Below are 22,340 nucleotides of genomic sequence, written 5' to 3' on the forward strand. Positions count from 1 at the left end.
AAAAAGGCTCGGCATCTTGCGATGTCGAGCCTTTTGCATGGCAGACCCTTGAGCGCGCCGCTGCCCTTTGCATGCCAACTGCATGCTCCCTCTCCCGCAAGCGGGAAAGGGGAGCAAACCGTCAGCCCGCCTGGCCGTCCCCCAGCATCTGCGCCACCGACCCTGCCGTACCGGCCGCCCGCTCACCCAGCAACCGATGCAGCGTGCCCAGCAGTTCATCCTCGTTGTAAGGCTTGCCCAGGTACACGTTGACGCCGATCTCCTCGGCATAGCGGCGGTGCTTGTCGGCCGTGCGCGAGGTGATCATCACCAGCGGCATATGCGCGGTGCGCGCGTCGGAGCGCACGTTTCGCGTCAGGTCGAAGCCGTCCATGTGCGGCATCTCGATGTCGACCAGCATGGCGTCCGGCATGACATCCTGCAGTTGCTTGAGCGCATCCACACCGTCGCGCGCCAGCACCACCTGGTAGCCGGCGCGGCCCAGCAGGCGCTGGGTGGCCTTGCGCACGGTCAGCGAGTCATCCACCACCATCACGGTCGGCTGCACGGCCAGGCCACGCACCGGCTCGGTGGTGCCGTCGCTCGCCAGTTCCGCGACCGCGCCCATCTGCGCCTGCACGGCAGGTAGCGCCGGCGTCTGCGGCAAGGCCTGCGGCACCAACTGGCCGCGTTCGCGCACCAAGCGCTGCGCCAGCACCACCGGGTTGTAGATCAGCACGATCTCGCCATCGCCCAGCGTGGTCGCGCCGGCAATGCCTTCCAGCCGCGCCAGGTGCGGGCCGATGTGCTTGACCACCACTTCGCGGTTGCCGACCACATCGTCCACATGCACCGCCACGCGCTCGGCGCCGCTGCGCACCAACACCACCGGCGAATACTTGCGCCCGGCCGCGACCGCGTTGCCTTCCTCCAGCAGCGCGCCGAAGTAGAAGAACGGCACCTCGGCGCCAGCCACAGTGAGGCGGCCCTGGTTGTAGGCATCCAGCAGCGCCGGGGCGCGCAGCTGCTGGACCTGGTCGATCATGCCACTGGGCACGGCATAGCGCCGTGCGCCCAGCGAGATCACCAGCACCTGCGTGATTGCCGTGGTCAGCGGCAGGTGTACGGTGAAGGTGGTGCCCTGCCCCGGCTTCGACTCCAGCGTGATGCGTCCGCCCAGCGCCACGGTCTCGGCGCGCACCACGTCCATGCCCACGCCGCGGCCGGCCAGCTCCGACACCGCGTCGGCAGTGGAGAAGCCCGGCGCAAAGATCAGCTCGGTCAGGCGCGCTTCGCTGGCGTCGTCGTCCGGCGCCAGCAGGCAGCGCTCGACCGCGCGCGCGCGGATGCGCGCCAGGTCCAGCCCGCCGCCGTCATCGACGAAATGCAGCACCACCTCGTTGCCTTCCTGCTGCACCTCCAGCGTCAGCGCGCCGGTGGCGGCCTTGCCCGCGGCGCGGCGCGGCGCGGCGGCTTCGATGCCGTGCACCACCGCATTGCGGATCAGGTGCTCGATCGGGCCGGCCATGCGGTCCAGCACCGAGCGGTCGATTTCCACGGTGCCGCCCTTGATCAACAGGCGCACTTCCTTGCCGGTCTCGGCCGCGGCCTGGCGTGCCACGCGATAGAGGCGCTCGGCCAGCGCGTCGAACTGCACCATGCGCGCCTGCATCAGCCCGCGCTGCATGCCGCGCGTCAGGCGCGCCTGCGCGGCCAGGTCGCCGGCGGCGCGGTCAAAGCCGCGCTGCAGGTTCTGCTCGACGGTGGCCACGTCGTTGACCGACTCGGCCATCATCCGCGTCAGCTCCTGGAAGCGCGTGAAGCGGTCGAACTCGAGCGGATCGAATTCCTGCTTGTGCTGCGCGTCGGCAATGCGCGACGCCATCTGCGATTCAGCCTGGATCTCGATTTCGCGCAACTGCCCGCGCAAGCGCGCGACGTTGTCGTTCAGTTCGCCCAGGTAGGCGCGCATCGCCTCCAGTTCGCTGTCCAGGCGTGCGCGCGTGGCGCCGACCTCGCCGGCTTCATTGATCAGCGTGTCGAGCGCGCGCGCCTGCACACGCACCAGCGCGCGTTGCGGCTCGGCGGGCACGGCCGGCGGCATCGCCACCATCACGTCTGCCGGCCCCGGCATGGCGGGCAGGCTGGCGGCGGGCACCGCCTCGACCACGGCATCTGCCTGCGGCAGCGGCGCATCGGCCTGCGCGTCCTCCGGCACCTCGGCCAGGCCGTTGACCACGTCCGGGTCGTCCGCGGGCAGCAGGCGGCCGGACGGCAGCGCCTCGACATGCGCCAGGATGCGGTCGTACCAGGCATAGAGCCGCTCGAACAGCTTCGGCCCGACGGCCTGCTGTCCCTGCCCGCGCAGGCTGGCGTCGAGCAGCGTCTCCATTTCATGCGCGGCCTGGCCCAGTGCCATGGCACCTGCCATGCGCGCACTGCCCTTGAGCGTATGCAGCGCGCGCAGCACCAGGCCGCCGTGGCGCGAGTCTTCCGGCGCGGCTTCCCAGCCGCGCAGCAGCTTGCCCAGCTCGGGCAGCGTGCCTTGTGCCTCTTCCAGGAAGATCTGGACCAGCGCCGGATCCGGGGCGCCGCCCTCGTCCGATACCGGCGCAAGGGGCGCCCGGTGCGGGGTCGGCAGCGCGATAACGACCGCGTCATGCGGCGTGGCCAGTGGCTGTGCGGCCTCCGGCCCGGGCGATGCCGCCGGCTCCGGCTGGTCTTCCTGCGCCGGCGGCAACTGGCCCAGCAGCTGCGCGACCGAGCCATCCGGCTCGGCGGGCACCGCCACGCGCGGACGCAGCAGCGCGCGCTCGCCAAACTCAACCAGGCTGCGGCGCAGGCCGGCATCGGCATCCGGCCAGACGCCCGCGGCAAACTGGTGGAGCATGCCACGCAGGCGCTCGACCGCCTGCTCCAGCAGGCGGAAATCGCCCGGGTGCATCGCCACCGGGTGCGAGCCCAGCTGCAGCAGCAGGGCCTCCAGCGCCTCGGCGATCTCACGCACGGGTTCCAGTCCGACGGTGGACGCACTGCCCTGCAGCGTGTGGGCGACGCGCAGCCCCAGTTCGCTCGGGCACGGATGGCCTTCATGCCGCCATTCGGAGATATCGGTGGCGAACTGGCGCAGCAGGTCGTCGGCCTCCTGCAGGTAGACGTTGTAGAGCGCCAGGCCGATGCGCACCGGTCCGATGACCTTGTAGTGGTCGTCCTCGTCCGACAGGCCGCCGGACAGGCGGAACGGGATCACATTGTCTTCGCCGTGCCCGACGGCATCGGCGCCGGTGTGATCGGCAGTCTCGGCGGCCGGCTCGGGCGGCGCTTCAGCAGCCGCTCCGGGCAACACTGGCAGTTCGTCCGCGGCCTGCGCGGCGGCCGGGTCGCGCACCGCCTCGGCGGCTGCCACCAGCGGCGCGATGTCGTGCCAGGTCGCCGCATCGCGATGCAGCTGTGCGACCCACGCCGACAGCTCGGCATGCGCGCGGCGCAGCAGCGACAGCAGCGCCGGCACCGGCTCGCGCGCCTCGGCAATCCATAGGTTCATGACCTGCTCGACCGCCCAGGCCGCTTCGCCATAGCGATGCAGGCCGACCATGCGGCTGGAGCCCTTGAGCGTATGGAAGGCGCGCCGCACGCGGCTGAGCGTATCGGCATCGTGCAGCGCCTCAACGCCCGAGCCGAGGTCGCCGGCGATGCCACTCAGCACCTCGTCGGCTTCGTTCAGGAAGATGTCGAGCAGTTCGGCGTCCAGCGCCGCCTTGTCACCGGCAGCCGGCAGGCCTTGCGCCGCGGCCGGCGCGGCCGCGGGTGCCGCAGCCCCCGCCGGCTCGGCCAGTGCCAGTGCCAGCCTGCCTGCGGCATCATCGCTGCCGGCCAGCCAGGCATTGCATTGCATGGTGGCTTCGGCGGCCTGGCGGCGCAGCGCGGCATCGTCGTCGATGGTGGCCTGGTCGGCCAGCGCCTGCAGCGCGGCACGCAGGCGCTGCACGGGCGGCGCATCGGGCACGGGGCCGGCCTGGATCGCCTCGGCCGCGGCGGCGCGCGCGGCGGCCAGCGGATGCTGCGCGGCGCGCGGCGCATCGGGCTCGCCGGCGTCGGCAAGCGTATCGGCCCGCCGCACGCGGCCGAATTCCAGCGCATCGGCAAAGGCATGGACCGCGCCCAGCTCTGCCGCGACTTCGCCCAGCAGCGCGGCGCGCGCACTGGCATCGGCGAGTTCGCCCGGATCGGCCAGCCGCGCATTGACGGAATGCACCGCGGCGGCGGCCTGCGCGGCATCGTCCACCAGCGCTGCAGGCAGCGCGGCGGACGACTGCAAGTGCGCCAGCGTGGCGCCAAGCGCGGCAAAGGCCTGGCACGCATCGCGCAGGTGGCCGGCGCCTTCGGCGCGGGCCGCGTTGCGGTCGAAGCTGTCCAGCCACGATTCGCCGCTGTCCAGTTGCGCCCGCAGCTGCGTCACGGCCTCGCTGCGCAGCGCCTGGGCGCGCGCCTCGTCGACCATGCCCGCAAGCCACGCGGGCGCGCTCGCGGCGGGATCGGCCAGGCATGTCGCCAGCGCCTCGCACTGCGCGGCAAAACGCGCCGCCGCCGGATGGGCGGATTGCCCGTGCACGCGCCACGGCAACGCCAGCGCGCGCGCCAGAAACAACGCGATGCCGGAGGCGCCGAGTGCCTCGCCACGGTGATGCTGCCCGCCGTGCATGGCCGCCTGCGCCAGGCAGCGCTGCAGCGCCGGCTGCCCAAGCGGCTGCGCGGCTTCGGCCAGCGCGGCCAGCGCGGTTTCCCAGCCGGTCGGTTCGCCGGCGGCGGCGTGCTCCAGCCCGGCGGCGGCCTGCTGCAGGTTGCGCGTGTCGATCGGGTCGAGCCAGCCGTAATAGCGCTGGCGGAAGTCCGCATTGGCAAGCGCGTGTGCGGGGTCGAGGCGGAACGCCGCGAGCGTGCGCGCAATATCGGCACGCGGCGCAGCCAGGCCATCGCCGTCACCGGCCCCGTCGCGGGCCAGGCCGGTGCAGACCAGCAGGAACACCGCGTCGTTGAGCAGCGCCTGCGGCACGCGCACATGGCCCTGCAGGTACTGGCGCAGCAGCAGGTTGGCGCGGCCGGCAAAGCGCTTGGCCAGCAGGTCGGAAGGCAACAGGCCAAGGCCCAGCGCGCGGAACACCAGCCCCAGCACATGCCAGACCCCGCGATCCGGATGATCCGCCGCGCGGCGCGCCTCCTGCTCATTGGCGCGCACCTCGTCCAGCGCCGCGCACAGCGGCAGCCAGGCTTCGCGCAGCAGCGCCGCGTCGGGGCACGGCGCAGGCAGGCGCAATGCCTTGAGCAAGGCTGACTCAAACTGCTGGCGCGCACGCATGACCGCCGCCGGACCTCTCGCCGGCAGCAGCATGCCGGGCAGCATCTGCAGCTCATCGAGCCACAGGTCGGCCGGATGCACGCGCTCTTCGCCCAGGTGCGCCAGCACGCCCGCATAGGGCTGGAACAGGCGCAACGGCGCTTCATCGTCGCCGGCCATCAGGTCGTCGACATACTCGGCCAGCGCCTGCACGCCGGCGCGGAATACCGCCAGCGCCTCGGGGCCGGCGGCAACGGTGCCGGCGTCGATGGCTTCGAGCAGGCGGCGCAGGGCCTGGCAATACGGATCGGTGCCGCGCAGCCCGACGATATGCACGGCGCCGGCGGCCTGGTGCAGGTGCTGGCCGGCCAGCCGCAGTGAGGTGGTATCGCGCGCGCCCAGCGCTTCGGGCGCCTGGCGGACCTCGTCGACATAGTGGCCAAGCTCGGCGGCGGCGTCTTCCAGCGCGCTGCGCAGGCTCGGCGCAAGCCACGCCAGGCCAGACAGGTCGCGCGCGGGGGCGCCCGGATCGGAAACAGCTGGCGCGCTCGCGGACGGCGGCGCGGGAGCCGGCTCAGGCACGGCGCCGGCGTCAGCCGGTGCGCCGGCTGCGGCGCCATCGCGCGGGACAGGGAAATTCAGGGACATGACGGCTTCCAGTGCGGCGCCCGGAAGGCGGCCGCGGGCGACCTGCCGCAACAGGCGGCAGGCGCGGAGTTGGCATGGAGCGCGTGGCCGCTAAGCCCGGTAAGGCCGCGGTGCGCGGAAGCGGTCGCAGGCGTCATCCGGCCACTCAGGCGATCTTGAATCGCGACACGGAGTTACGCAGCTCTTCGGTCAGCAGCGTCAGCTGGCGCACCGACTGCGCGGTCTGGCGCGTGCCGGTGGTGGTCTGCTCGGTAACCTGCAGGATGCGCTCGATATGGCGGGCCACGGTGGTGGCCAGGTCAGCCTCGTGTGAGGTGGACTGCGAGATCTGCTCGATCAGCTCGGCCAGCTGGCGCGACACGCGCCCGATCTCGACCAGTGCGGCACCGGCGTTGTCCGACAGCCGCGCCCCCTCCACCACGCCCTGCGTGCTGCGCTCCATGGCGTGCACCGCGTCCTGGGTATCGGTCTGGATGGTGCGGATCAGCGCGCCGATCTGCTTGGTGGCCTCGCCGGAGCGTTCGGCCAGCCGCTGCACTTCTTCGGCCACCACCGAGAAGCCGCGCCCGGCTTCGCCCGCGGACGCGGCCTGGATGGCGGCGTTCAGTGCCAGCACGTTGGTCTGCTCGGTAATGTCCGAGATCAGCTCGACGATTTCACCGATCTCCTGCGACGACTCGCCCAGGCGCTTGATGCGCTTGGAGGTTTCCTGGATCTGCTCGCGGATATCGTTCATGCCGGCGATGGCGTTTTGCACCGCCTGCTGGCCCTGCTCCGCGGCAGACAGCGAGGCGCGCGCCACGTTGGCGGACTCGGCCGCGCCGCGCGACACCTGCGTGATGCGGTCGGCCATGTCCACCACCGATTCGCCGGTCTGCCGGATCTGGCGCGACTGCTCTTCGGTGGTTGACACCAGCTGGGTCGAGGTGGACTGCACCTGCCCCGACGCCTGCGTCACCTCGCCGGCGGTCTGCTGCACCCGGCCGACCAGCTCGCGCAGTTCTTCCACGGTGTAGTTGACCGAATCGGCAATGGCGCCGGTGATGTCCTCGGTCACCGTGGCCTGGCGCGTCAGGTCGCCGTCGGCGATGTCCTGCAGCTCGTTCATCAGCTGCAGAATCGCCTTCTGGGTGTTGTCGTTGTTGCGCTTTTCGTCCAGGCGGCGGGACTCGGCCTCGCGCTCGCGCGCCTCGGCTTCCAGCGCGCGCATGCGTGAATCGCGCAGGTACAGGGCCGCCAGGCCCACCAGGCACAGCAGCGTCATGGCCGCCGACACCACGGTCGCGCCCAGCGTCACCGGGCGGACGCGCGCCGACTGCGCGTAGGCACGCTGCAGCGCCGAGAGCTCGCCGCGCAGCGCCTCGTTGTCGTTGAAGATCTGCTGTTGCGCGCGCTTGGCGGCAATCAGGCCCGGCAGATTCTGCAGGATGGTCTGCGTGGTCTTCTGCACCGCTTCAAAGCGCTGCGACAGCTGCTTCAGGTAGCCACGCGTTTCTTCGTCGGCGGCCGCCGACAGGCGCAGCGCCTCGCTGCCGTTGAGCAGGCCGTCCAGCGTTTCGCGGAAGGTGTTGGTGTCCTTGCCCAGCAGGAACGCGGTTTCCGGGTTGACGCCTTCGCCGGCCAGGAACTCGTTCAGGTTCTTGCCCAGGCGCTGCGTCAGCATCACCAGCTGCGCCGAGGCCGCCACCTCGCGCGCGTTGGCGCTGGACTGCAGCTTAATTGCCGCGACCTGTTCGGCGGACTCCAGCAGCTCAGGGTTGGAGGCGTTGAAGATCTGCAGCGTCTGGCCAATGGTGTTCAGCACCGGCTGCTGCGCCAGCACGTCGGCGGCGCTTTTCTCGGAGCGCTTCCACGATTGCATCGCGGTCTCGAGCAGCGGTTCGGCCGCGCCGCTGGTGGCGCGCACGCGCTTCTCGTCGCTGCCTTCCTGCAGCGCCTTCAGGTCGCCTGCCAGCGCGTCTTTCGACTGGCGCAGCTGCGTGAAGGCCTGCGCATTGCCTAGCAGCGCCACCGGCACCGCCTTGCCCAGGCGCTGCGAGTGCATCAGCATGTCGCCGGCGATCTCGATCTGCGCGGCGGCGTTGTTGGCGATGCGGTTGTCCAGGTACACCGAGCCAAGCAGTGCCACCAGCGACACCACCACGCCCACCGTTAGCAGCCGCTGCTGCGACGAGAACGGCATGCGCCCAAGCCAGCGCGTGACATGCTCCATTGGCGTGGCGCCCAGGCCGTCGGCGGATGGGGGTGCCGGTGCGGGTTCCGGGCCGCCCGCATAGGCCATGCCGGGCCCGCCCGCCAGGCCGCTGGCTGCTTCGGCTGCCGGCGTGCGCCGGCCCAGGCTGAATTTCTTGAAACCCATGGCACCCTCTTCCGTTTTTTTCGTTGTCATGCCCGGCGGCTCGTGCCGGGTGCCGCAGGCCGTGGCCTGCGCGTCATTCTTGTATCTTGTAATTGGCGGCGGGCCTCAGGCCGCAACCCGTCCCACCTGCAGAAAGGCCGGCGCGTCCAGCAGCGCGCGCACGTCCAGCACCTGCCAGTCACGCCCGTCGCGGTCGGCAAAGCGTTGCCCTTCCCATGCCGGCGTGCCGGCCGGTGGTGGCGCATCGCCGTGCGGCAGGCTCAGGTCGGCGGCATGGCGCAAACCCGCCACGCGCGTGGCCAGGATCGCGCAGGCGCGCTCCACCTGGCGCGACAGCACCACGATCTTGCTGCCGGGCTGCAGCGGCGTTGGCGCGCCGCCGCAGAACAGGCTGAAATCGATCACGCCCAGCAGGCTGCCGCGCGCATTGACCAGGCCGCTGTACCACGGCTGCGTCAGCGGCACCGGGCTGGGCGGGCGCATGTCGAGCACCTCACCGGTATCGGCCAGCGGCAGCAGCCAGTTGCGCGCGCCCACCTGCAGCGCCAGGTAGCTGTCGGGCGCGGGCAGGCTGCGCGCCTCGCGCAGGCGCCGGGCCAGCATGGCCTGGTAGTCCTGCAGACGGGTCTGGCGGGCGCGGAGGTCTTGGCGTGGCGCATTCATCTGGCGGTCCCCGGAACAGGTGGCAGTGGCTTCCCGTACGGCCTGCGCTGGCAGCTCAGTGCGCCAGCGCGGCGATCTTGCCCAGCAGCTCTTCGCCGTCGACGGGCTTGACGATGTAGTCAGACGCGCCCTGGCGCATGCCCCAGATGCGGTCGGTGTCCAGGCCCTTGCTGGTGCACATGATCACGGGGATGTCCTTGAAGCGGTCGTCGCGCTTGATCGCGCGGGTGGCCTGGTAGCCGTTCTGGCCGGGCATCACCACGTCCATCAGGATCAGGTCGAAGCTCTCGGCCTGCAGGCGCGCGAAGGCCTGGTCGCTGTTGCTGGCAACCGAGACCTTGAAGCCGCGCTTGCCGAGCAGGTCGGACATGAACAGGGCTTCGGTGGGGGAGTCGTCGACGATCAGGATCTTGTTGATGGCAGTCATGAGGTTTTCCTTCGATTCGTACATGGCGTCGCGTGCATGCGCTTCAGGCAGGCAGCACGTGGCCCGCGGCCTGGCATGGCAGACAGGCCTGCACGGCGTGCAGCAGCGCTTCGCGGGTAAAAGGCTTGGCTAGATGGTCGTGCGCGCCGACCAGGCGGCCGCGCGAGCGGTCGAACACGCCGTCGCGCGAGGACAGCATGATCACGGGGATGGCGTGAAAGCGCGGACTCTTCTTGATCAGGGAGCAGGTCTGGTACCCGTCCAGGCGGGGCATCAGGATGTCGCAGAAGACCAGGTCCGGGTGCAGCTCGCCCACCTTGGCCAGCGCCTCGAAGCCGTCTTCGGCCAGCACCACCTGGTATCCCGCCTGCGACAGGAAGATCTCCGCGGTGCGGCGGATGGTGCTGGAATCATCAATGACCAGCACCTTGCGGCGCGGCGGCGCCGTGGTGTCCGGAATGGAAACGCCAGGCGCCACACCCTGGGCGCCGGCGGTATTGACCCGCTGGTTTTCTTCTGTTTGAGCGACCCGCATTGTTGTTCCCGCGACCAGCTGCCCCTTGCGGAGCGCCGGCAAGCACTAGAGAACACCCGTGCGGAGCAGCGCGACCCCATGCGCGCCCCGACGGACCCCCGACAATTTTTGTTTCCCTTCCAAGGCCGGGCTGTGCCCGGCAGCGGCGGTGCGTGGAACCCGCACCTGCCTACCGTCCTCCCAGCCAGAGGCAGAGGGACGGGCAGTCATTTTGCAACAGAGTGTGACAAGACGCCGGGGGGCCGTCAATCCGGTCCGGCCGCGGCCGGCCGGCGTTCTGTCGCATCGGCGCGACGCGCGCCCGGTAATTGTTCTTCTGGGGGACGCCGCCTCAGATGGCGACCATCTCGAAATCTTCCTTGCGCGCACCGCATTCCGGGCAGGTCCAGTTGATGGGCACGTCTTCCCACCGGGTTCCGGGGGCGATGCCGTCTTCCGGCGCGCCTGCGGCTTCATCGTAGATCCAGCCGCAGATCAGGCACATCCAAGTCTTGTATTCCATAACAGGCTCTGGCCACTCTCCATTAAAATCCAGCGCAGATGGTACCGAAACCGTGCCGCCGGCGCCAGCCGGCGGCCGCCAGAATCGTGCCAGATCCGCCGTGTTCGCGCATGTTAGCGCCCTGTTAGCGCCTGATTGGCCGGCAATTGCAGCGAATTTCCGCTGTTTTTGCTGCATGTCAACGATAAGGCCCGGGCCCGCCGCACACGATCCCTGCAGTCCTTGTCCTCACCTCAACGCCATGTCCCGTAATCAGCAGCTCTTCGACCGCGCCCAGCAGACCATTCCCGGGGGCGTCAACTCGCCCGTGCGCGCCTTCCGCTCGGTGGGCGGCACGCCGCGCTTCATCACGCGTGCCGAAGGCGCCTATATGTGGGACGCCGACGGGCAGCGCTATATCGACTACATCGGCTCCTGGGGCCCGATGATCGTGGGCCACGCCCACCCGGAAGTGGTGCGTGCGGTACAGGAAACCGCCGCGCACAGCTTCTCGTTCGGTGCCCCGACCGAGGCCGAGATCACCATGGCCGAGGAAATCTGCAAGCTGGTGCCGTCGATCGAGCAGGTGCGGCTGGTCTCCTCCGGCACCGAAGCCACCATGAGCGCACTGCGGCTGGCGCGCGGCTTCACCGGCCGCGACCTGATCATCAAGTTCGAAGGCTGCTACCACGGCCACGCCGACAGCCTGCTGGTCAAGGCCGGCTCCGGCCTGCTGACCTTTGCCGACACCACCCAGAACGCGCCGTCGTCAGCCGGCGTGCCGGCCGACGTGACGCGCCACACCATGGTGCTGGAGTACAACAACGTCGAGCAGCTGGAACAGGCCTTCGCCAGGCATGCCGGCGAGATCGCCGCGGTGATCGTCGAGCCGGTGGCCGGCAACATGAACCTGGTGCGCGCCACCGATGCCTTCCTGAAGGCCATGCGCGACCTGTGCACCCGCGACGGCGCGGTGCTGATCCTGGACGAGGTCATGACCGGCTTCCGCGTGGCGCTGGGCGGCGCGCAGGCGCACTACGGCATCCGGCCCGACCTGACCTGCCTGGGCAAGGTGATCGGCGGCGGCATGCCGGCGGCGGCCTTTGGCGGGCGCCGCGACATCATGGCCAAGCTGGCGCCGCTGGGCGGCGTCTACCAGGCCGGCACGCTCTCGGGCAACCCGCTGGCGGTGGCCGCGGGCCTGGCCACGCTCAAGCTGATCCAGGCACCCGGCTTCTATGAGCGCCTGGCCACCCAGACCCGCAAGCTGGCCGACGGCCTGGCCGAGGCCGCCAAGGCCGCGGGCGTGCCGTTCGCGGCGGATGCCATCGGCGGCATGTTCGGGATCTACTTCCGCGACGGCGTGCCGTGCAGCTTCGCCGAGGTAACCAGGAGCGACACCGCGCGCTTCAACCGCTTCTTCCACGCCATGCTGGATCACGGCGTCTACCTGGCGCCGTCGGCCTTCGAGGCCGGCTTTGTCTCCGCGCAGCACGACGACGCCATCCTGGCGGCCACGCTCGACGCCGCGCGCAAGGCGTTCGCGGCGGGCTGAGGCCATGCCAGGCAGGCGGCGCCCCGGTGCGCCGCCTGCCCCTCTGGCGACAGGGGCGGTGCGCTACACTTGGGTTTTCGTCCAACCCGCGGAGTCTCTGATGCGCGCCTCTTCGTCCCCCTCCTTGTCCAGCAGCTCGCCGATGCCTGTCTTGCGCTGGCTGCTGCTGGCGGTTATGGCCAGCCTGCTGTCCGCATGCGGCTACAACGACTTCCAGACCAAGGACGAGGCGGTCAAGGCAGCCTGGAGCGAAGTCATCAACCAGTACCAGCGCCGCGCCGACCTGATCCCCAACCTGGTCAACACGGTCAAGGGCTACGCCACGCACGAGCGTGAGACGCTTGAGGCCGTGACCAAGGCGCGCGCCGCCGCCACCAGCATCCAGGTCTCGCCCGAAACCCTGAACGACCCCGAAGCCTTCAAGCGCTTCCAGCAGGCCCAGGGCGAGCTGTCCGGCGCGCTGTCGCGCCTGCTGGCGGTGTCCGAGAACTACCCGCAACTGAAGGCCGACGCCTCGTTCCGCGACCTGCAGTCGCAGCTTGAGGGCACCGAGAACCGCATCACCGTGGCCCGCCAGCGCTATATCGCCGCCGTGCAGCAGTACAACGTGCTGGCGCGCAGCTTCCCGACCAACCTGACGGCGATGGTCTTCAAGTACCCGGTCAAGCCGTCGTTCACGGTGGACAACGAGAAAGCCATCTCCACGCCGCCCGCAGTCAAGTTCTGAGACGGACCACACCATGGGCCACACCCTGCGCTCGCCCTGGCGGCACGCCTGGCTGGCGGCCGCCCTGCTATGGCTGGCGGCGTTGCTGGCCGGCCCGGCGCTGGCGGCAGACGGCTTTGTCGCGGTGCCGCCGCTGACCCAGCGCGTCACCGACCTGACCGGCACGCTGACGCCGCAGCAGCGCGGCGCGCTCGAGAACGTGCTGGCGGAATACGAGCAGCAGCGCGGCAGCCAGATCTTCGTGCTGATGGTGCCCACCACCGATCCCGAGCCGATCGATGCCTACAGCATCCGCGTGGCCGACGCCTGGCGCGCCGGGCGCAAGGGCATCGACGACGGCGTGATCGTGCTGATCGCCAAGGACAACCCGCCCGGGCTGCGCAAGATGCGGCTGGAGGTCGGGCGCGGCGTGCAGGGGTCGCTGACCGATGCCATGTCCAAGCGCATCCTGCAGGACGTGATGGCCCCCCACTTCCGCCAGAACGACTTCTACGGCGGGCTGGCGGCGGGAATCTCGGCCATCCAGGCCACCATCGACAAGGAAGGCCTGGCGGCACCGCAGCGCAAGGCGCAGCAATCGTCCGGGCTGGCCGAGTGGCTGCCGGCACTGCTGCCGCTGGCGATCATCGTGTTCTTCTTCCTGAGTGCCATCCTGCGCCGACGCGGCCCGCAGATCGTCACCACCCGGCGCGGTCGCGACGTGATCGCCGGTGGGCTGGGCGGCCTGGGCGGCTACACCATGGGGCAGGACTGGGGCCGGCGCAGCGGCGGCTGGGGTGGTGGCGGCTTTGGCGGAGGCGGCGGTGACAGCGGCGGCGGCTTTGGTGGCGGGGGCGGCGGCGGCTTCGACGGCGGCGGCGCCTCGGGCAACTGGTGACAGCAAGGAACGACGACAATGCCGAATCTCCGACGTGCCCTGCACCATATCGCCACCACAGCCGGCGCAGCCCGCAAGCACTTTCCGGCCGAAGCCCAGCAACAGCTGCATGAAGCCGTGCACGCCGGCGAAGCCAGCCACCGCGGCGAGATCCGCGTGGTGATCGAAGCCAGCCTGCCGGTGGGCCATGCTTGGGCCGGCGTCACGCCGCGCGAGCGCGCCCGCTTCCTGTTTGGCGCGCTCGAGGTCTGGAACACCGCGGACCATACCGGCGTGCTGCTCTATATCAACCTGGCCGACCATGCGGTCGAGCTGCTGGCCGACCGCGGCATCGACGCCTGCGTGGGGCCCGCCACCTGGCGCGAGCTGTGCGACGAACTGGCGCGGGGACTCAGGCAGGACCTGTCGGTACGGCCGGTGCTGGCCACGGTGGCGCGCATCCATGCACTGTTGGCCACGCACTTCCCGTCTGGCGGCGGGCCCAACCCGAACGAGCTGGACGACCGTCCGGTCATGCTCTAAGGTCTGTTCACATCGCCAGGTCTGGCTCCATCGCAATGGCCAACGACGTAACGGCCAGATAGCGATGCGCAAGCTCGTTGCCGGTTTCCTTCTGGCCTTCCCCTTGGCCTGCGCCATCGACCAGGCAATGCGCGGCTTTCATCGGCGAAACATCCTTTTTCCCGATATGACGTCTGGCGTTCACGGGCTACGCTTGGTCAACAACTGCACGACAGCCAGTGAGGCGGAGCGCCAAGACTCCGCCAGGACAAGGGGAAGCCATGCCAGAATGCCCAACGGACGAGGATCGAGGGGGCCCTGCGCCCAGAACAGACCTTCGGGAATTCCTTTTGGAGGCAAGTCTCAGAAGTGCCAGCGCCATCATGTTTGCTGCGTTCGCTTACGCGGCAATCCGGCACTGGCTCGCGGACCCGACGCGAATCACCTTGCTGCTGCTCGTGCTGGCAAACTGCCTGACCCTTGGCCTGTCCCTGTTTGTCCGGGTTCCGAAGCGACGAGACTGGAATCCGGTCACAGTCATCTGCTCGTTGGGCGCCTCATACTATTTCGTGGCAATTCAGCTGGCGCCAGGGGAGCACCTGGTACCGGAAATACTTGGCGCTGGCCTCCAGGTCATAGGAATCACCTGGCAGATCTACGCAAAGATCTCGCTCCGGTTCTCGTTCGGAATACTGCCTGCCAATCGCGGAATCGTGTCGAGCGGGGCTTACCGGTTCGTGCGGCATCCGATCTACCTTGGCTACCTCATCACCGACGTCGGCTTCCTGCTCACAAATTTCGGGCCGCAGAACTTGCTGGTCTATGCCGGGCTGTACGCGCTGCAGGCTGTGCGGATAAATCGCGAAGAAAGGCTGCTCTCCGACGACCCCGAATACTGTCGGTATCGCGAAAAAGTGCGATTCCGCGCGTTGCCAGGTGTTTACTGAGCGTGCCGAACCCGTCATTGGGATTGGGATAGCCCGCCAACCGGGGGCGACGACGCGAAGGAAATTCAGGTCGGGCCAGTCATCGTCAGCGCGGGCGGCGCGCACCCATCAGGTACCACACGGCCGCGAATATTTGCAGCGCCACCAGTCCGCCCCACGCCGTCAGGTGTGCAGCCTTGGGATAGTGTCCGGCCGTGGCAGGCCACAGATCCAGCACCAGTCCCACACCCACCTGACAGGCAAAGGTGGACAGGAACACCGTCAGCGTCAGCGCCGTGGTAGCCCTTCCGATCAGCGCATCAGGGAAGCTGCGCGCCAGCACCGCATAGGTCAGGATGCCGCTGGAGCCGAACACGCCATAAGCCACCCACAGCAGCACCGGCGGCAGCGGGACCTGCGCCATCAGCAGCAGCTGGACCACGATAAAGGCGGTCATGCCAGTGCCGGCAAAGGCATACAGGCTCACGCCGATACGCTCCAGGTGGCGCGCGGCCCAGCCCGCGCCGACGCAGCCGGCCATCATGGCAAAGCCGATCACCGAGACCAGTTGTGCGCTGCTGGCCGGATCGAAGCCGGCCACGTCGCGCAGGAAAGCACCCACCCATAGCGTCTGCACCGCCATGAACACGCCCTGATTGAGCAGTGTCAGCGGTACCACGCGCCAGAAACGTTCGCTGGCCAGGATCTGGCGCGTGCCGCGCAGTTGTTCGCGCAGGCTTTCCTTGCCGGCGCGTGGCTTGTCGGGCACGCCGAACCACAGCAGCACCGCCATCGCCAGCGATATGCAGGTCAGCCCCATGCTGACCGTGCGCCAGTCAGTCAATGACAGCAGCCACGACAGCGGCGCGCCGACCAGCACCGCGCCCAGGCCGCCAATGGCCATCACCACGCCGTTGAGCAATGGCATGCGCGACAGCGGGAACCACATCGACAGCGCCTGGATGGTGGCGCCCAGGCACACCGACACGCCCACCCCGATCAGCAGCCGGCCGGCGGCCAGCCCGGCCATGCCGGGCGCCAGCGCGAACACCATCGAACCGGCCACGGCCACCAGCAGCATCACCGCCTCGGTGCGGCGCGGGCCGTAGCGGTCCAGCAGGATTCCCGCCGGCAGCTGGGCGCAGGCAAAGCCAAGGAAGTAGAAGCTGGTGAGCAGGCCCAGGTCGCCGGCATTGAGCCCGAGTTCGCGCGTCAGGTGCGGCGCAAAGCCCAGGTTGACGCCGCGGAACAGATAGGACACCAGGAAGCCCAGCGAGAATACCGCCAGCACGCGCCAGCGGGCGCCGGCAGCAGCACCAGTGGCGAGTCGCGCTTGCGAGGGCGCAGAAGACAAGTTTGAAGTCGTAGTCGTCATGATGGCCCGAATTGTCGTTCCTCTGGCAATTCAAGGCCAACGAAAGATACCCGCCGCAATTGTGAGTAGAATTTGACGGCCATGGCCAAATCCCCCGCCAAACCCGCCCAACGCCCGGTCCACCTGCCGCCGCTGCAAGCGCTGCGTGCGCTCGAGGCCGCCACGCGCCACCGTAGCTTCTCGCGCGCGGCCGAGGAACTGGCCCTGACGCACAGCGCCATCAGCCACCATATCCGCGCGCTGGAGACCAGCCTGGGCACCAAGCTGTTCCAGCGCAGCGGCAGCCAGATGATCCCCACCAGCGTGGGCGCGCGGCTGGCCGAACAGGTGCGCGGCGCGCTCGACAGCATCGAAAGCGCGCTGCGTGAGGCCGGCAACAGCGCCGGGCCGCCGGTCGTCCGGCTGCAGGTCAGCGTGATGGCCGACCTGGCCAATGCCTGGCTGATCCGGCGCCTGCCCAGCCTGCACGCCCAGGTGCCGTCGCTGGACCTGCACCTGCGGCTGCATGCGGAAATCACGCCGCCCGACCCGTACAGCGTCGATGTCGGCATCTGGCACCAGCGCATCGACCTGCCCGGCTTTGAATGCCACAACCTGATCGAGGACCATGTGATCGCGGTGGCCAGCCCGGCGCTGCTGGCGCGCTACCCCGGCTTCACGCTGGCCGACGTGCCGCGCATGCCGATGCTGCGCTTTGCGCTGCGCCCCTGGCGCGACTGGCTCGAAGCCGCCGGCCTGCCCGGCGACGAGCCCGAACGCGGCCCGATCTTCCAGGATGCCGGCCTGATGCTGCAGTCCGCCGTCGCTGGGCTGGGCGTAGCCACTGCGCGCGCCCAGCTGGCGCACGACTACCTGGCCAGCGGCGAACTGGTGCAGATCGGGCCCGCCCGCATCCCGTCCAGCCTCCACTACTGGGTCACCTGGCGCGAAGGCAATCCGCGCGAGAAGGCCATCCAGCAGTTCCATGCATGGCTGCAGGAGCAGGTCCGGCAGGAAGCCGGCCACGTCCACCCTGCCGCCGACGGCGGCACGCCCGCCGAGCGGTTTCATGCATGAAATCGTTTGAAGCGTGGATGTTGGCAATACGAATCATTTTCGTCTAGGCCAGTGAAATCAAGGGCTTGGCGAATGGCGCAAGCCGTCCGATGACCCGCCATACGTGTGCGCCGCGGCCTTGCCGGAACTGCCCGAGTTTCACCAATGCAACCAATCGGCGCACGGTGCCAGCAACCGTGAAAAATCTACCCGGCCCATCCAAAGAGATGAGAAACGGCCGGGCCGGCCTTGGCCGGCATCGGGCAAACGCTTGTCAACGCGTCGATTCCCTCCACCCAAGCGCGCCCGCACGGCGCGCGCGGCGCCAAAAGGCTGAGGCCAGCCACGGCGCGCCGGGGTGGCTACCGATGTACAGAGTTCAAATCGTTGTAACGGAAATGAAACTACCTGGCAGCTTCACTCGCGTGCTGCATCCGAGCCCTGACGCCTGTCCATTTGAAATTTCGCTCTCCCTCCTTCGGATGGGAATTGCCGCCAAAAAGTAGGTCTTTCGCCACCCTTCTGCCGCGCGGCGTGATGCCTGTGTCTCATTACGAGCTCACCAAATATTGCATCGCAGCATAAAAATCCGGCCGCATGTATCAGACGCGGAACATTATTGATCGCCAATAACGGGCAAATGCCAGCCGAAAATTCCTCTTTCCTTTTGTTATCAAAGAGTTAGCCATATCTGGCACGTTCGTCGCACATATGTCCGCGCGAACAGAAGCCCGGAACAGGGGGACGTCTGAAACCGAAGCGGCAACACACTGGCACGCGTTCGCCGAAGATCAGTTTCAGGACGACCCCGCATCCCAGGGCGGGATTCGGACTGGCGCTGTAAGCGTGGGCCACGCGGCAGGAACTGGCCCGCATCGGCAGGCCAGGTTGCAGGGGTCGTCGACAAGATTAGCGGAGGTCGTTCAGGAACACGGGCCGCAAGCGGACGAAACGCGGCCCGTGGTACCTGGACTATGCGGGCACGCCACGGCCAAACGGGGCGGCACGCAGACAACAAGCGGACGCATCGGCCAGGCCGGCGCATCCGGACAAGAAACGGGGTGAAGCAACAGTCTGCGATGCAGGCGAAGCGAAGCGGCAGCCGCCGTGACCGATACCAGGGAGGTAAGGTCGCGGCGGCGGCGAAAACGGGCCCACCGGCCCGCGCAGCGCAGCGCCGCGGGCAGCAATTTAGGGAGAGCGCCAGGCCGCGGCATGGTCATGATGCGGCAAGGCGCTGGCCTTAGAGCGAACGAAACCAGTGACCCGCGACAGCAGGCCGCCGGCTTTGTAAAAACAAAAGATCCGGGGAAATTTTATGAGCGCGTACACCAACCGCCCGCTGCTGTACCTGTCGCAGCACCACGACGCCATGCTCTGCAGGATGCTCGCGCAGCGTGGCTGGAAGATCAGCTTCGCCTCCAACCTGCAAGACCTCCACGCGCTGCCCCCGGGCAACCAGCCGCTTGCGGCGATGCTCGACCTGCAAGGCGGCTTCAGCGACGCCGACCTGGAATCGTTCGAGTCCTGGCTCTCGCTGCCGCATATCGGCTGGATCGGCGTCATCGCCGGCCAGGAGTCCCTGACCGAATCCGCGCGCCGGCTGCTGGGCCTGTACTTCGTCGACTATTACACCGCACCGATCCAGCACTCTCGCCTGGCGGAATCGCTCGGCCACGCGCTCGGCATGGCGCAACTGCGCCCGGGCGCGCAGCATGCCCGCCCCGGCACCGCACGCCCGGACGGCATGATCGGCAGCTGCCCGGCCATGCAATCGCTCTTCCGCGGTATCGAGAAGGTGTCGCGGTGGGACACGCCCGTGCTGATCTCCGGCGAGTCCGGCACCGGCAAGGAACTGGCCGCTCATGCCATCCACCGTTCCTCGGAGCGGGCCTCGCGCCCCTTCGTTGCGGTCAACTGCGCGGCGATCCCGCCCACGCTGCTGATGTCCGAGCTGTTCGGCTATGAGCGCGGCGCCTTCACCGGCGCGACCAAGCGCAAGCCTGGCCGCATCGAGATGGCACAGGGCGGTACCCTGTTCCTCGATGAAATCGGCGACATGCCGATCGAAAGCCAGACCAGCCTGCTGCGCTTCCTGGAAACCGGCCGCATCGAGCGGCTGGGCGGCACCGAATCGGTGGAGGTGGATGTGCGCATCATCTCCGCCACCCACGTCGACCTGGAAGCCGCGATCGCCGCCGAACGCTTCCGCGGCGACCTCTACCACCGGCTGTGCGTGCTGCGCGTGCGCCAGCCACCGCTGCGCGAACGCGGCAGCGACATCCTGCTGATCGCCGAACACGTGCTGGACAACGTGCGCAAGCAGTCGCCGGCACGCATCCGCGGCTTCTCGCCGATGGCGCTGCGCGCGATCCAGCAGCACAACTGGCCCGGCAACGTGCGCGAACTGATCAACCGCATCCGCCACGCCGCCGCCATGTGCGAAGACGGCGTGATCCAGCCCGACGACCTGGAGCTGGCCACCCCCGCCGACGACCGCCCGCTCACGCTCGCGGCCATCCGCGAAGCGGCCGAGCAGACCGCGATCGTCGAGGCGCTGCAGCGGCATCATGAACGGCTGATTGACGTGGCCGCAGAGCTGGGGATTTCGCGGGTGACGTTGTTCAGGTTGATGCGGGATTACAAGCTGCAGGTGAAGAAGGGGGATCTGGGGTTGATCTGCGTGCAGGGCTAGCCGATCCATCGCGGAGGAACCGACCGATGTCACCTGATGCCTACCTTGAAATGGCCGAAACGGAAGCCTGCCACTGGTGGTTCCGGGGGCGGCGCGAAATCGTCGGCACGATCCTGTCCGGCCTGGCGTTGCCGCGCGACGCATCCATCCTGGAGATCGGCGCGGGCACCGGCGGAAACCTTGAGATGCTCTCGCGGTTCGGCAACGTCAGCGCCGTGGAAATGGATGGCACCGCCCTGCGGCTGGCGCGGGAGAAGACCCTGGGGGCCTACGATATCCGCAGTGGCAGGTGCCCCGACGACATGCCGTTCCCGGAACACAGCTTCGACCTGGTCTGCCTGCTCGATTGCCTGGAACACATCGCCGACGATGCCGGGGCACTGGACTGTACGGCAAGGATGCTGAAAGCCGGCGGCGCCGCACTCATTACCGTGCCCGCCTACCAATGGCTATGGAGTTCCCACGACGTCTTCCTGCATCACCAGCGCCGCTATAGCAAGCGGTCGCTGCATGCGCTCGTCACCCGGTGTCACATGCGCGTGGAACGGATGTCCTATTTCAACACGCTGCTGTTTCCGCTTGCGGTGGCGGCCCGCATCAGCGACCGGCTGAGCGGCAGCCAGAAGGCAACGGGAGCGGGGCTCCCGCCCCAACCCGTCAACCAGGCATTGCACCGCATGTTCAGCACGGAACGCCATTGGCTGGCACACGGATCGCTGCCGTTCGGCATTTCCCTGATGGCGATCGTGCGCGCATCGTGAACGCCGGCATCACCACGCCCGAACTTCGCCGGGTCACGCGCTTTCTGGTATCGGGCGCCACCTCGACGGGCGTGCATGTCGCCATCACCGCGACGCTGGTCACAACGCTGGCGGCCTCACCGGTCGCGGCGAACTGCGTGGCCTTCGTGTGCGCGACCGCCTGCTCCTATCTGCTCAACACCTTGTGGAGCTTCTCGTCGCGGCTGCGCCACCGGACCCTGGGCCGCTTTGCCGGCGTATCCCTGCTGGGACTGGGCCTGACCGTGGGCATTTCCTGGACGGCCCAATATCTGGGGGCCAGCTATTGGGCGGGCCTGGCCGGCGTGGTCCTGACGGTGCCGGTCTTCACCTACCTTGCGCACCGGGCCTGGACCTATCGGGACTAGGGCCAGGCCGGGCTCGCATCAGCGGCCACCGCTCACATGCCCGCGGTCGATCCGGATCACGCGCCTTCCCGAGGCGATGAGCTTGTCCTGGCCGGTCTCCTGGTAACGGCGCCGCACCAGATAGATCGGCCGCCCCTTGGCTTCATCATAGATGCGGCCGACATACTCGCCGACCACCCCCAGCCCGATCAGCTGGATGCCCCCCAGGAACAGCAGCACCGACAGCAGCGACGCATAGCCGGGGACATCGATCCCCAGGACCAGGGTTCGCGCCACGATGAAGGTGCCGTAGCAGAACGCGCCAAGCGCGATCAGGACGCCGATATATGTCCAGCTGCGCAGCGGGATGGTGCTGAAGCTGGTAATGCCCTCAAGCGCGAGGTTCCACAGACGCCAGCCGGAAAACTTGGAACGACCGGCACTGCGCATCTCGCGCTCATAGCGGACGATCGCGGTCTTGTAGCCCACCCACGCGAACAACCCCTTCATGAAGCGGCGTCGCTCCGGCATCTGCTTGAGCGCATTGATCACCACCCGGTCCATCAGCCGGAAATCCCCGACGTTCACGGGCAGCTTCTGGTCGGACAGCTTGTTGTGGATGCAGTAGTACGCGCCCGCGGTCACGCGCTTGAGCCACGAGTCGCACACGCGGCTGCTGCGCTGGGCAAGCACCACCTCTGCCCCTTCCCGCCAGCGCATGAGCAGCTCGGGGATCAGTGAGGGCGGGTCCTGCAAATCGGCGTCCATGGGAATCACCGCGTCGCCAAGGGCCTCGTCGAGTCCCGCGGTCAAGGCAGCTTCCTTGCCAAAATTCCGCGTCAGGTCCACGACTCGCACGCGTGCGTCCCGGCGCGAATACGCAATGAGCTTGTCCAGCGTGTCGTCCGAGCTGCCGTCGTTCACCAGCACGATCTCGAAGCGGATCGCATCGATGGACTCGAGCACGGGAATGACGCTGTCGAAGAAGTGGCCAATGCCTTCTGACTCGTTGTAGCAGGGCACAACCAGAGAAAGCAGCCTGACGTCGTATGGGCCTGACATGATCCCCTCCCGAGACGGGGTGGCTTGTGCGCAC

At 68.5% G+C, this 22,340-nt stretch carries 18 protein-coding genes; 9 read left to right on the forward strand and 9 right to left on the reverse strand.

Annotation, left to right across the window (positions count from 1 at the left end):
• Positions 1-121: 121 nt before the first annotated feature.
• The 6 genes from AC3WL8_RS23080 to AC3WL8_RS23105 form a co-directional block, all read right to left on the reverse strand.
• A complete protein-coding gene (locus AC3WL8_RS23080; RefSeq protein WP_492378893.1) occupies positions 122-5,962 on the reverse strand; it encodes a hybrid sensor histidine kinase/response regulator in 5,841 nt (1,946 codons plus the stop codon).
• 145 nt (positions 5,963-6,107) lie between these two features.
• Complete coding sequence (locus AC3WL8_RS23085; RefSeq protein ID WP_153954890.1) at positions 6,108-8,321, reverse strand: methyl-accepting chemotaxis protein; 2,214 nt, start codon at positions 8,319-8,321, stop codon at positions 6,108-6,110.
• Positions 8,322-8,426: 105 nt separating this feature from the next.
• Positions 8,427-8,984 carry a chemotaxis protein CheW gene (locus AC3WL8_RS23090; protein WP_211980808.1) on the reverse strand — a complete coding sequence of 186 codons (558 nt, stop codon included), beginning with the start codon at positions 8,982-8,984 and terminating at the stop codon, positions 8,427-8,429.
• A 55-nt stretch (positions 8,985-9,039) separates the two neighbouring features.
• On the reverse strand, positions 9,040-9,411 hold the full coding sequence (locus AC3WL8_RS23095) for a response regulator (protein ID WP_010813015.1): 372 nt from the start codon (positions 9,409-9,411) through the stop codon (positions 9,040-9,042).
• Between the two features lie 43 nt (positions 9,412-9,454).
• Positions 9,455-9,946, reverse strand: a complete 492-nt coding sequence (locus AC3WL8_RS23100; protein ID WP_249221249.1) for a response regulator — start codon at positions 9,944-9,946, stop codon at positions 9,455-9,457.
• Positions 9,947-10,277: 331 nt separating this feature from the next.
• Entirely contained in the window at positions 10,278-10,448 is a 171-nt protein-coding gene (locus AC3WL8_RS23105; RefSeq protein ID WP_010813017.1) for a rubredoxin, read from the reverse strand.
• A 241-nt stretch (positions 10,449-10,689) separates the two neighbouring features.
• Between AC3WL8_RS23105 and hemL the strand changes: the two genes are divergently transcribed.
• The 4 genes from hemL to AC3WL8_RS23125 all read left to right on the forward strand — a co-directional run bounded on the left by hemL (position 10,690) and on the right by AC3WL8_RS23125 (position 14,108).
• Positions 10,690-11,982 (forward strand): glutamate-1-semialdehyde 2,1-aminomutase, encoded by a 1,293-nt coding sequence (gene hemL, locus AC3WL8_RS23110; RefSeq protein ID WP_013955789.1) that lies wholly within the window; start codon positions 10,690-10,692, stop codon positions 11,980-11,982.
• A gap of 100 nt (positions 11,983-12,082) precedes the next feature.
• Positions 12,083-12,709, forward strand: coding sequence for a LemA family protein (locus AC3WL8_RS23115; RefSeq protein ID WP_013955788.1), 627 nt, complete (start codon positions 12,083-12,085; stop codon positions 12,707-12,709).
• A 13-nt stretch (positions 12,710-12,722) separates the two neighbouring features.
• On the forward strand, positions 12,723-13,586 hold the full coding sequence (locus AC3WL8_RS23120; protein WP_013955787.1) for a TPM domain-containing protein: 864 nt from the start codon (positions 12,723-12,725) through the stop codon (positions 13,584-13,586).
• 18 nt (positions 13,587-13,604) lie between these two features.
• A complete protein-coding gene (locus AC3WL8_RS23125) occupies positions 13,605-14,108 on the forward strand; it encodes a TPM domain-containing protein (RefSeq protein ID WP_211980807.1) in 504 nt (167 codons plus the stop codon).
• Between the two features lie 7 nt (positions 14,109-14,115).
• Here the strand turns inward: AC3WL8_RS23125 and AC3WL8_RS23130 are convergent, their stop codons facing one another.
• Entirely contained in the window at positions 14,116-14,292 is a 177-nt protein-coding gene (locus AC3WL8_RS23130) for a hypothetical protein (RefSeq protein ID WP_211980806.1), read from the reverse strand.
• Positions 14,293-14,470: 178 nt separating this feature from the next.
• Between AC3WL8_RS23130 and AC3WL8_RS23135 the strand changes: the two genes are divergently transcribed.
• Entirely contained in the window at positions 14,471-15,034 is a 564-nt protein-coding gene (locus tag AC3WL8_RS23135; RefSeq protein WP_371827389.1) for a methyltransferase family protein, read from the forward strand.
• 85 nt (positions 15,035-15,119) lie between these two features.
• Here the strand turns inward: AC3WL8_RS23135 and AC3WL8_RS23140 are convergent, their stop codons facing one another.
• Entirely contained in the window at positions 15,120-16,388 is a 1,269-nt protein-coding gene (locus AC3WL8_RS23140) for an MFS transporter (protein WP_013955783.1), read from the reverse strand.
• Between the two features lie 81 nt (positions 16,389-16,469).
• Between AC3WL8_RS23140 and AC3WL8_RS23145 the strand changes: the two genes are divergently transcribed.
• From AC3WL8_RS23145 to AC3WL8_RS23160, 4 genes are all read left to right on the forward strand, one after another.
• Positions 16,470-17,444: a LysR substrate-binding domain-containing protein gene (locus tag AC3WL8_RS23145; protein ID WP_211980804.1), complete on the forward strand. Its 975-nt coding sequence runs from the start codon at positions 16,470-16,472 to the stop codon at positions 17,442-17,444.
• 1,297 nt (positions 17,445-18,741) lie between these two features.
• Positions 18,742-20,118, forward strand: coding sequence for a sigma-54 dependent transcriptional regulator (locus tag AC3WL8_RS23150; RefSeq protein ID WP_211980803.1), 1,377 nt, complete (start codon positions 18,742-18,744; stop codon positions 20,116-20,118).
• A gap of 26 nt (positions 20,119-20,144) precedes the next feature.
• Positions 20,145-20,879 (forward strand): class I SAM-dependent methyltransferase, encoded by a 735-nt coding sequence (locus tag AC3WL8_RS23155; RefSeq protein WP_211980802.1) that lies wholly within the window; start codon positions 20,145-20,147, stop codon positions 20,877-20,879.
• Complete coding sequence (locus AC3WL8_RS23160; protein WP_211980801.1) at positions 20,876-21,265, forward strand: GtrA family protein; 390 nt, start codon at positions 20,876-20,878, stop codon at positions 21,263-21,265. The genes AC3WL8_RS23155 and AC3WL8_RS23160 overlap by 4 nt, the downstream gene beginning before the upstream one ends.
• 18 nt (positions 21,266-21,283) lie before the next feature.
• Here AC3WL8_RS23160 and AC3WL8_RS23165 read toward each other — a convergent pair whose 3' ends face one another.
• Positions 21,284-22,306, reverse strand: a complete 1,023-nt coding sequence (locus tag AC3WL8_RS23165) for a glycosyltransferase family 2 protein (protein ID WP_492378894.1) — start codon at positions 22,304-22,306, stop codon at positions 21,284-21,286.
• Positions 22,307-22,340: the final 34 nt, after the last annotated feature.

It is taken from the genome of Cupriavidus sp. FW305-F7 (assembly GCF_058782875.1).

What these genes read in the sequence shown, in the direction of transcription:
- AC3WL8_RS23080 (WP_492378893.1), bottom strand. Translation starts at nt 5,962, where the DNA reads ATGTCCCTGAATTTCCCTGTCCCGCGCGATGGCGCCGCAGCCGGCGCA.
- AC3WL8_RS23085 (WP_153954890.1), bottom strand. Translation starts at nt 8,321, where the DNA reads ATGGGTTTCAAGAAATTCAGCCTGGGCCGGCGCACGCCGGCAGCCGAA.
- AC3WL8_RS23090 (WP_211980808.1), bottom strand. Translation starts at nt 8,984, where the DNA reads ATGAATGCGCCACGCCAAGACCTCCGCGCCCGCCAGACCCGTCTGCAG.
- AC3WL8_RS23095 (WP_010813015.1), bottom strand. Translation starts at nt 9,411, where the DNA reads ATGACTGCCATCAACAAGATCCTGATCGTCGACGACTCCCCCACCGAA.
- AC3WL8_RS23100 (WP_249221249.1), bottom strand. Translation starts at nt 9,946, where the DNA reads ATGCGGGTCGCTCAAACAGAAGAAAACCAGCGGGTCAATACCGCCGGC.
- AC3WL8_RS23105 (WP_010813017.1), bottom strand. Translation starts at nt 10,448, where the DNA reads ATGGAATACAAGACTTGGATGTGCCTGATCTGCGGCTGGATCTACGAT.
- hemL (WP_013955789.1), top strand. Translation starts at nt 10,690, where the DNA reads ATGTCCCGTAATCAGCAGCTCTTCGACCGCGCCCAGCAGACCATTCCC.
- AC3WL8_RS23115 (WP_013955788.1), top strand. Translation starts at nt 12,083, where the DNA reads ATGCGCGCCTCTTCGTCCCCCTCCTTGTCCAGCAGCTCGCCGATGCCT.
- AC3WL8_RS23120 (WP_013955787.1), top strand. Translation starts at nt 12,723, where the DNA reads ATGGGCCACACCCTGCGCTCGCCCTGGCGGCACGCCTGGCTGGCGGCC.
- AC3WL8_RS23125 (WP_211980807.1), top strand. Translation starts at nt 13,605, where the DNA reads ATGCCGAATCTCCGACGTGCCCTGCACCATATCGCCACCACAGCCGGC.
- AC3WL8_RS23135 (WP_371827389.1), top strand. Translation starts at nt 14,471, where the DNA reads ATGTTTGCTGCGTTCGCTTACGCGGCAATCCGGCACTGGCTCGCGGAC.
- AC3WL8_RS23140 (WP_013955783.1), bottom strand. Translation starts at nt 16,388, where the DNA reads ATGACGACTACGACTTCAAACTTGTCTTCTGCGCCCTCGCAAGCGCGA.
- AC3WL8_RS23145 (WP_211980804.1), top strand. Translation starts at nt 16,470, where the DNA reads ATGGCCAAATCCCCCGCCAAACCCGCCCAACGCCCGGTCCACCTGCCG.
- AC3WL8_RS23150 (WP_211980803.1), top strand. Translation starts at nt 18,742, where the DNA reads ATGAGCGCGTACACCAACCGCCCGCTGCTGTACCTGTCGCAGCACCAC.
- AC3WL8_RS23155 (WP_211980802.1), top strand. Translation starts at nt 20,145, where the DNA reads ATGTCACCTGATGCCTACCTTGAAATGGCCGAAACGGAAGCCTGCCAC.
- AC3WL8_RS23165 (WP_492378894.1), bottom strand. Translation starts at nt 22,306, where the DNA reads ATGTCAGGCCCATACGACGTCAGGCTGCTTTCTCTGGTTGTGCCCTGC.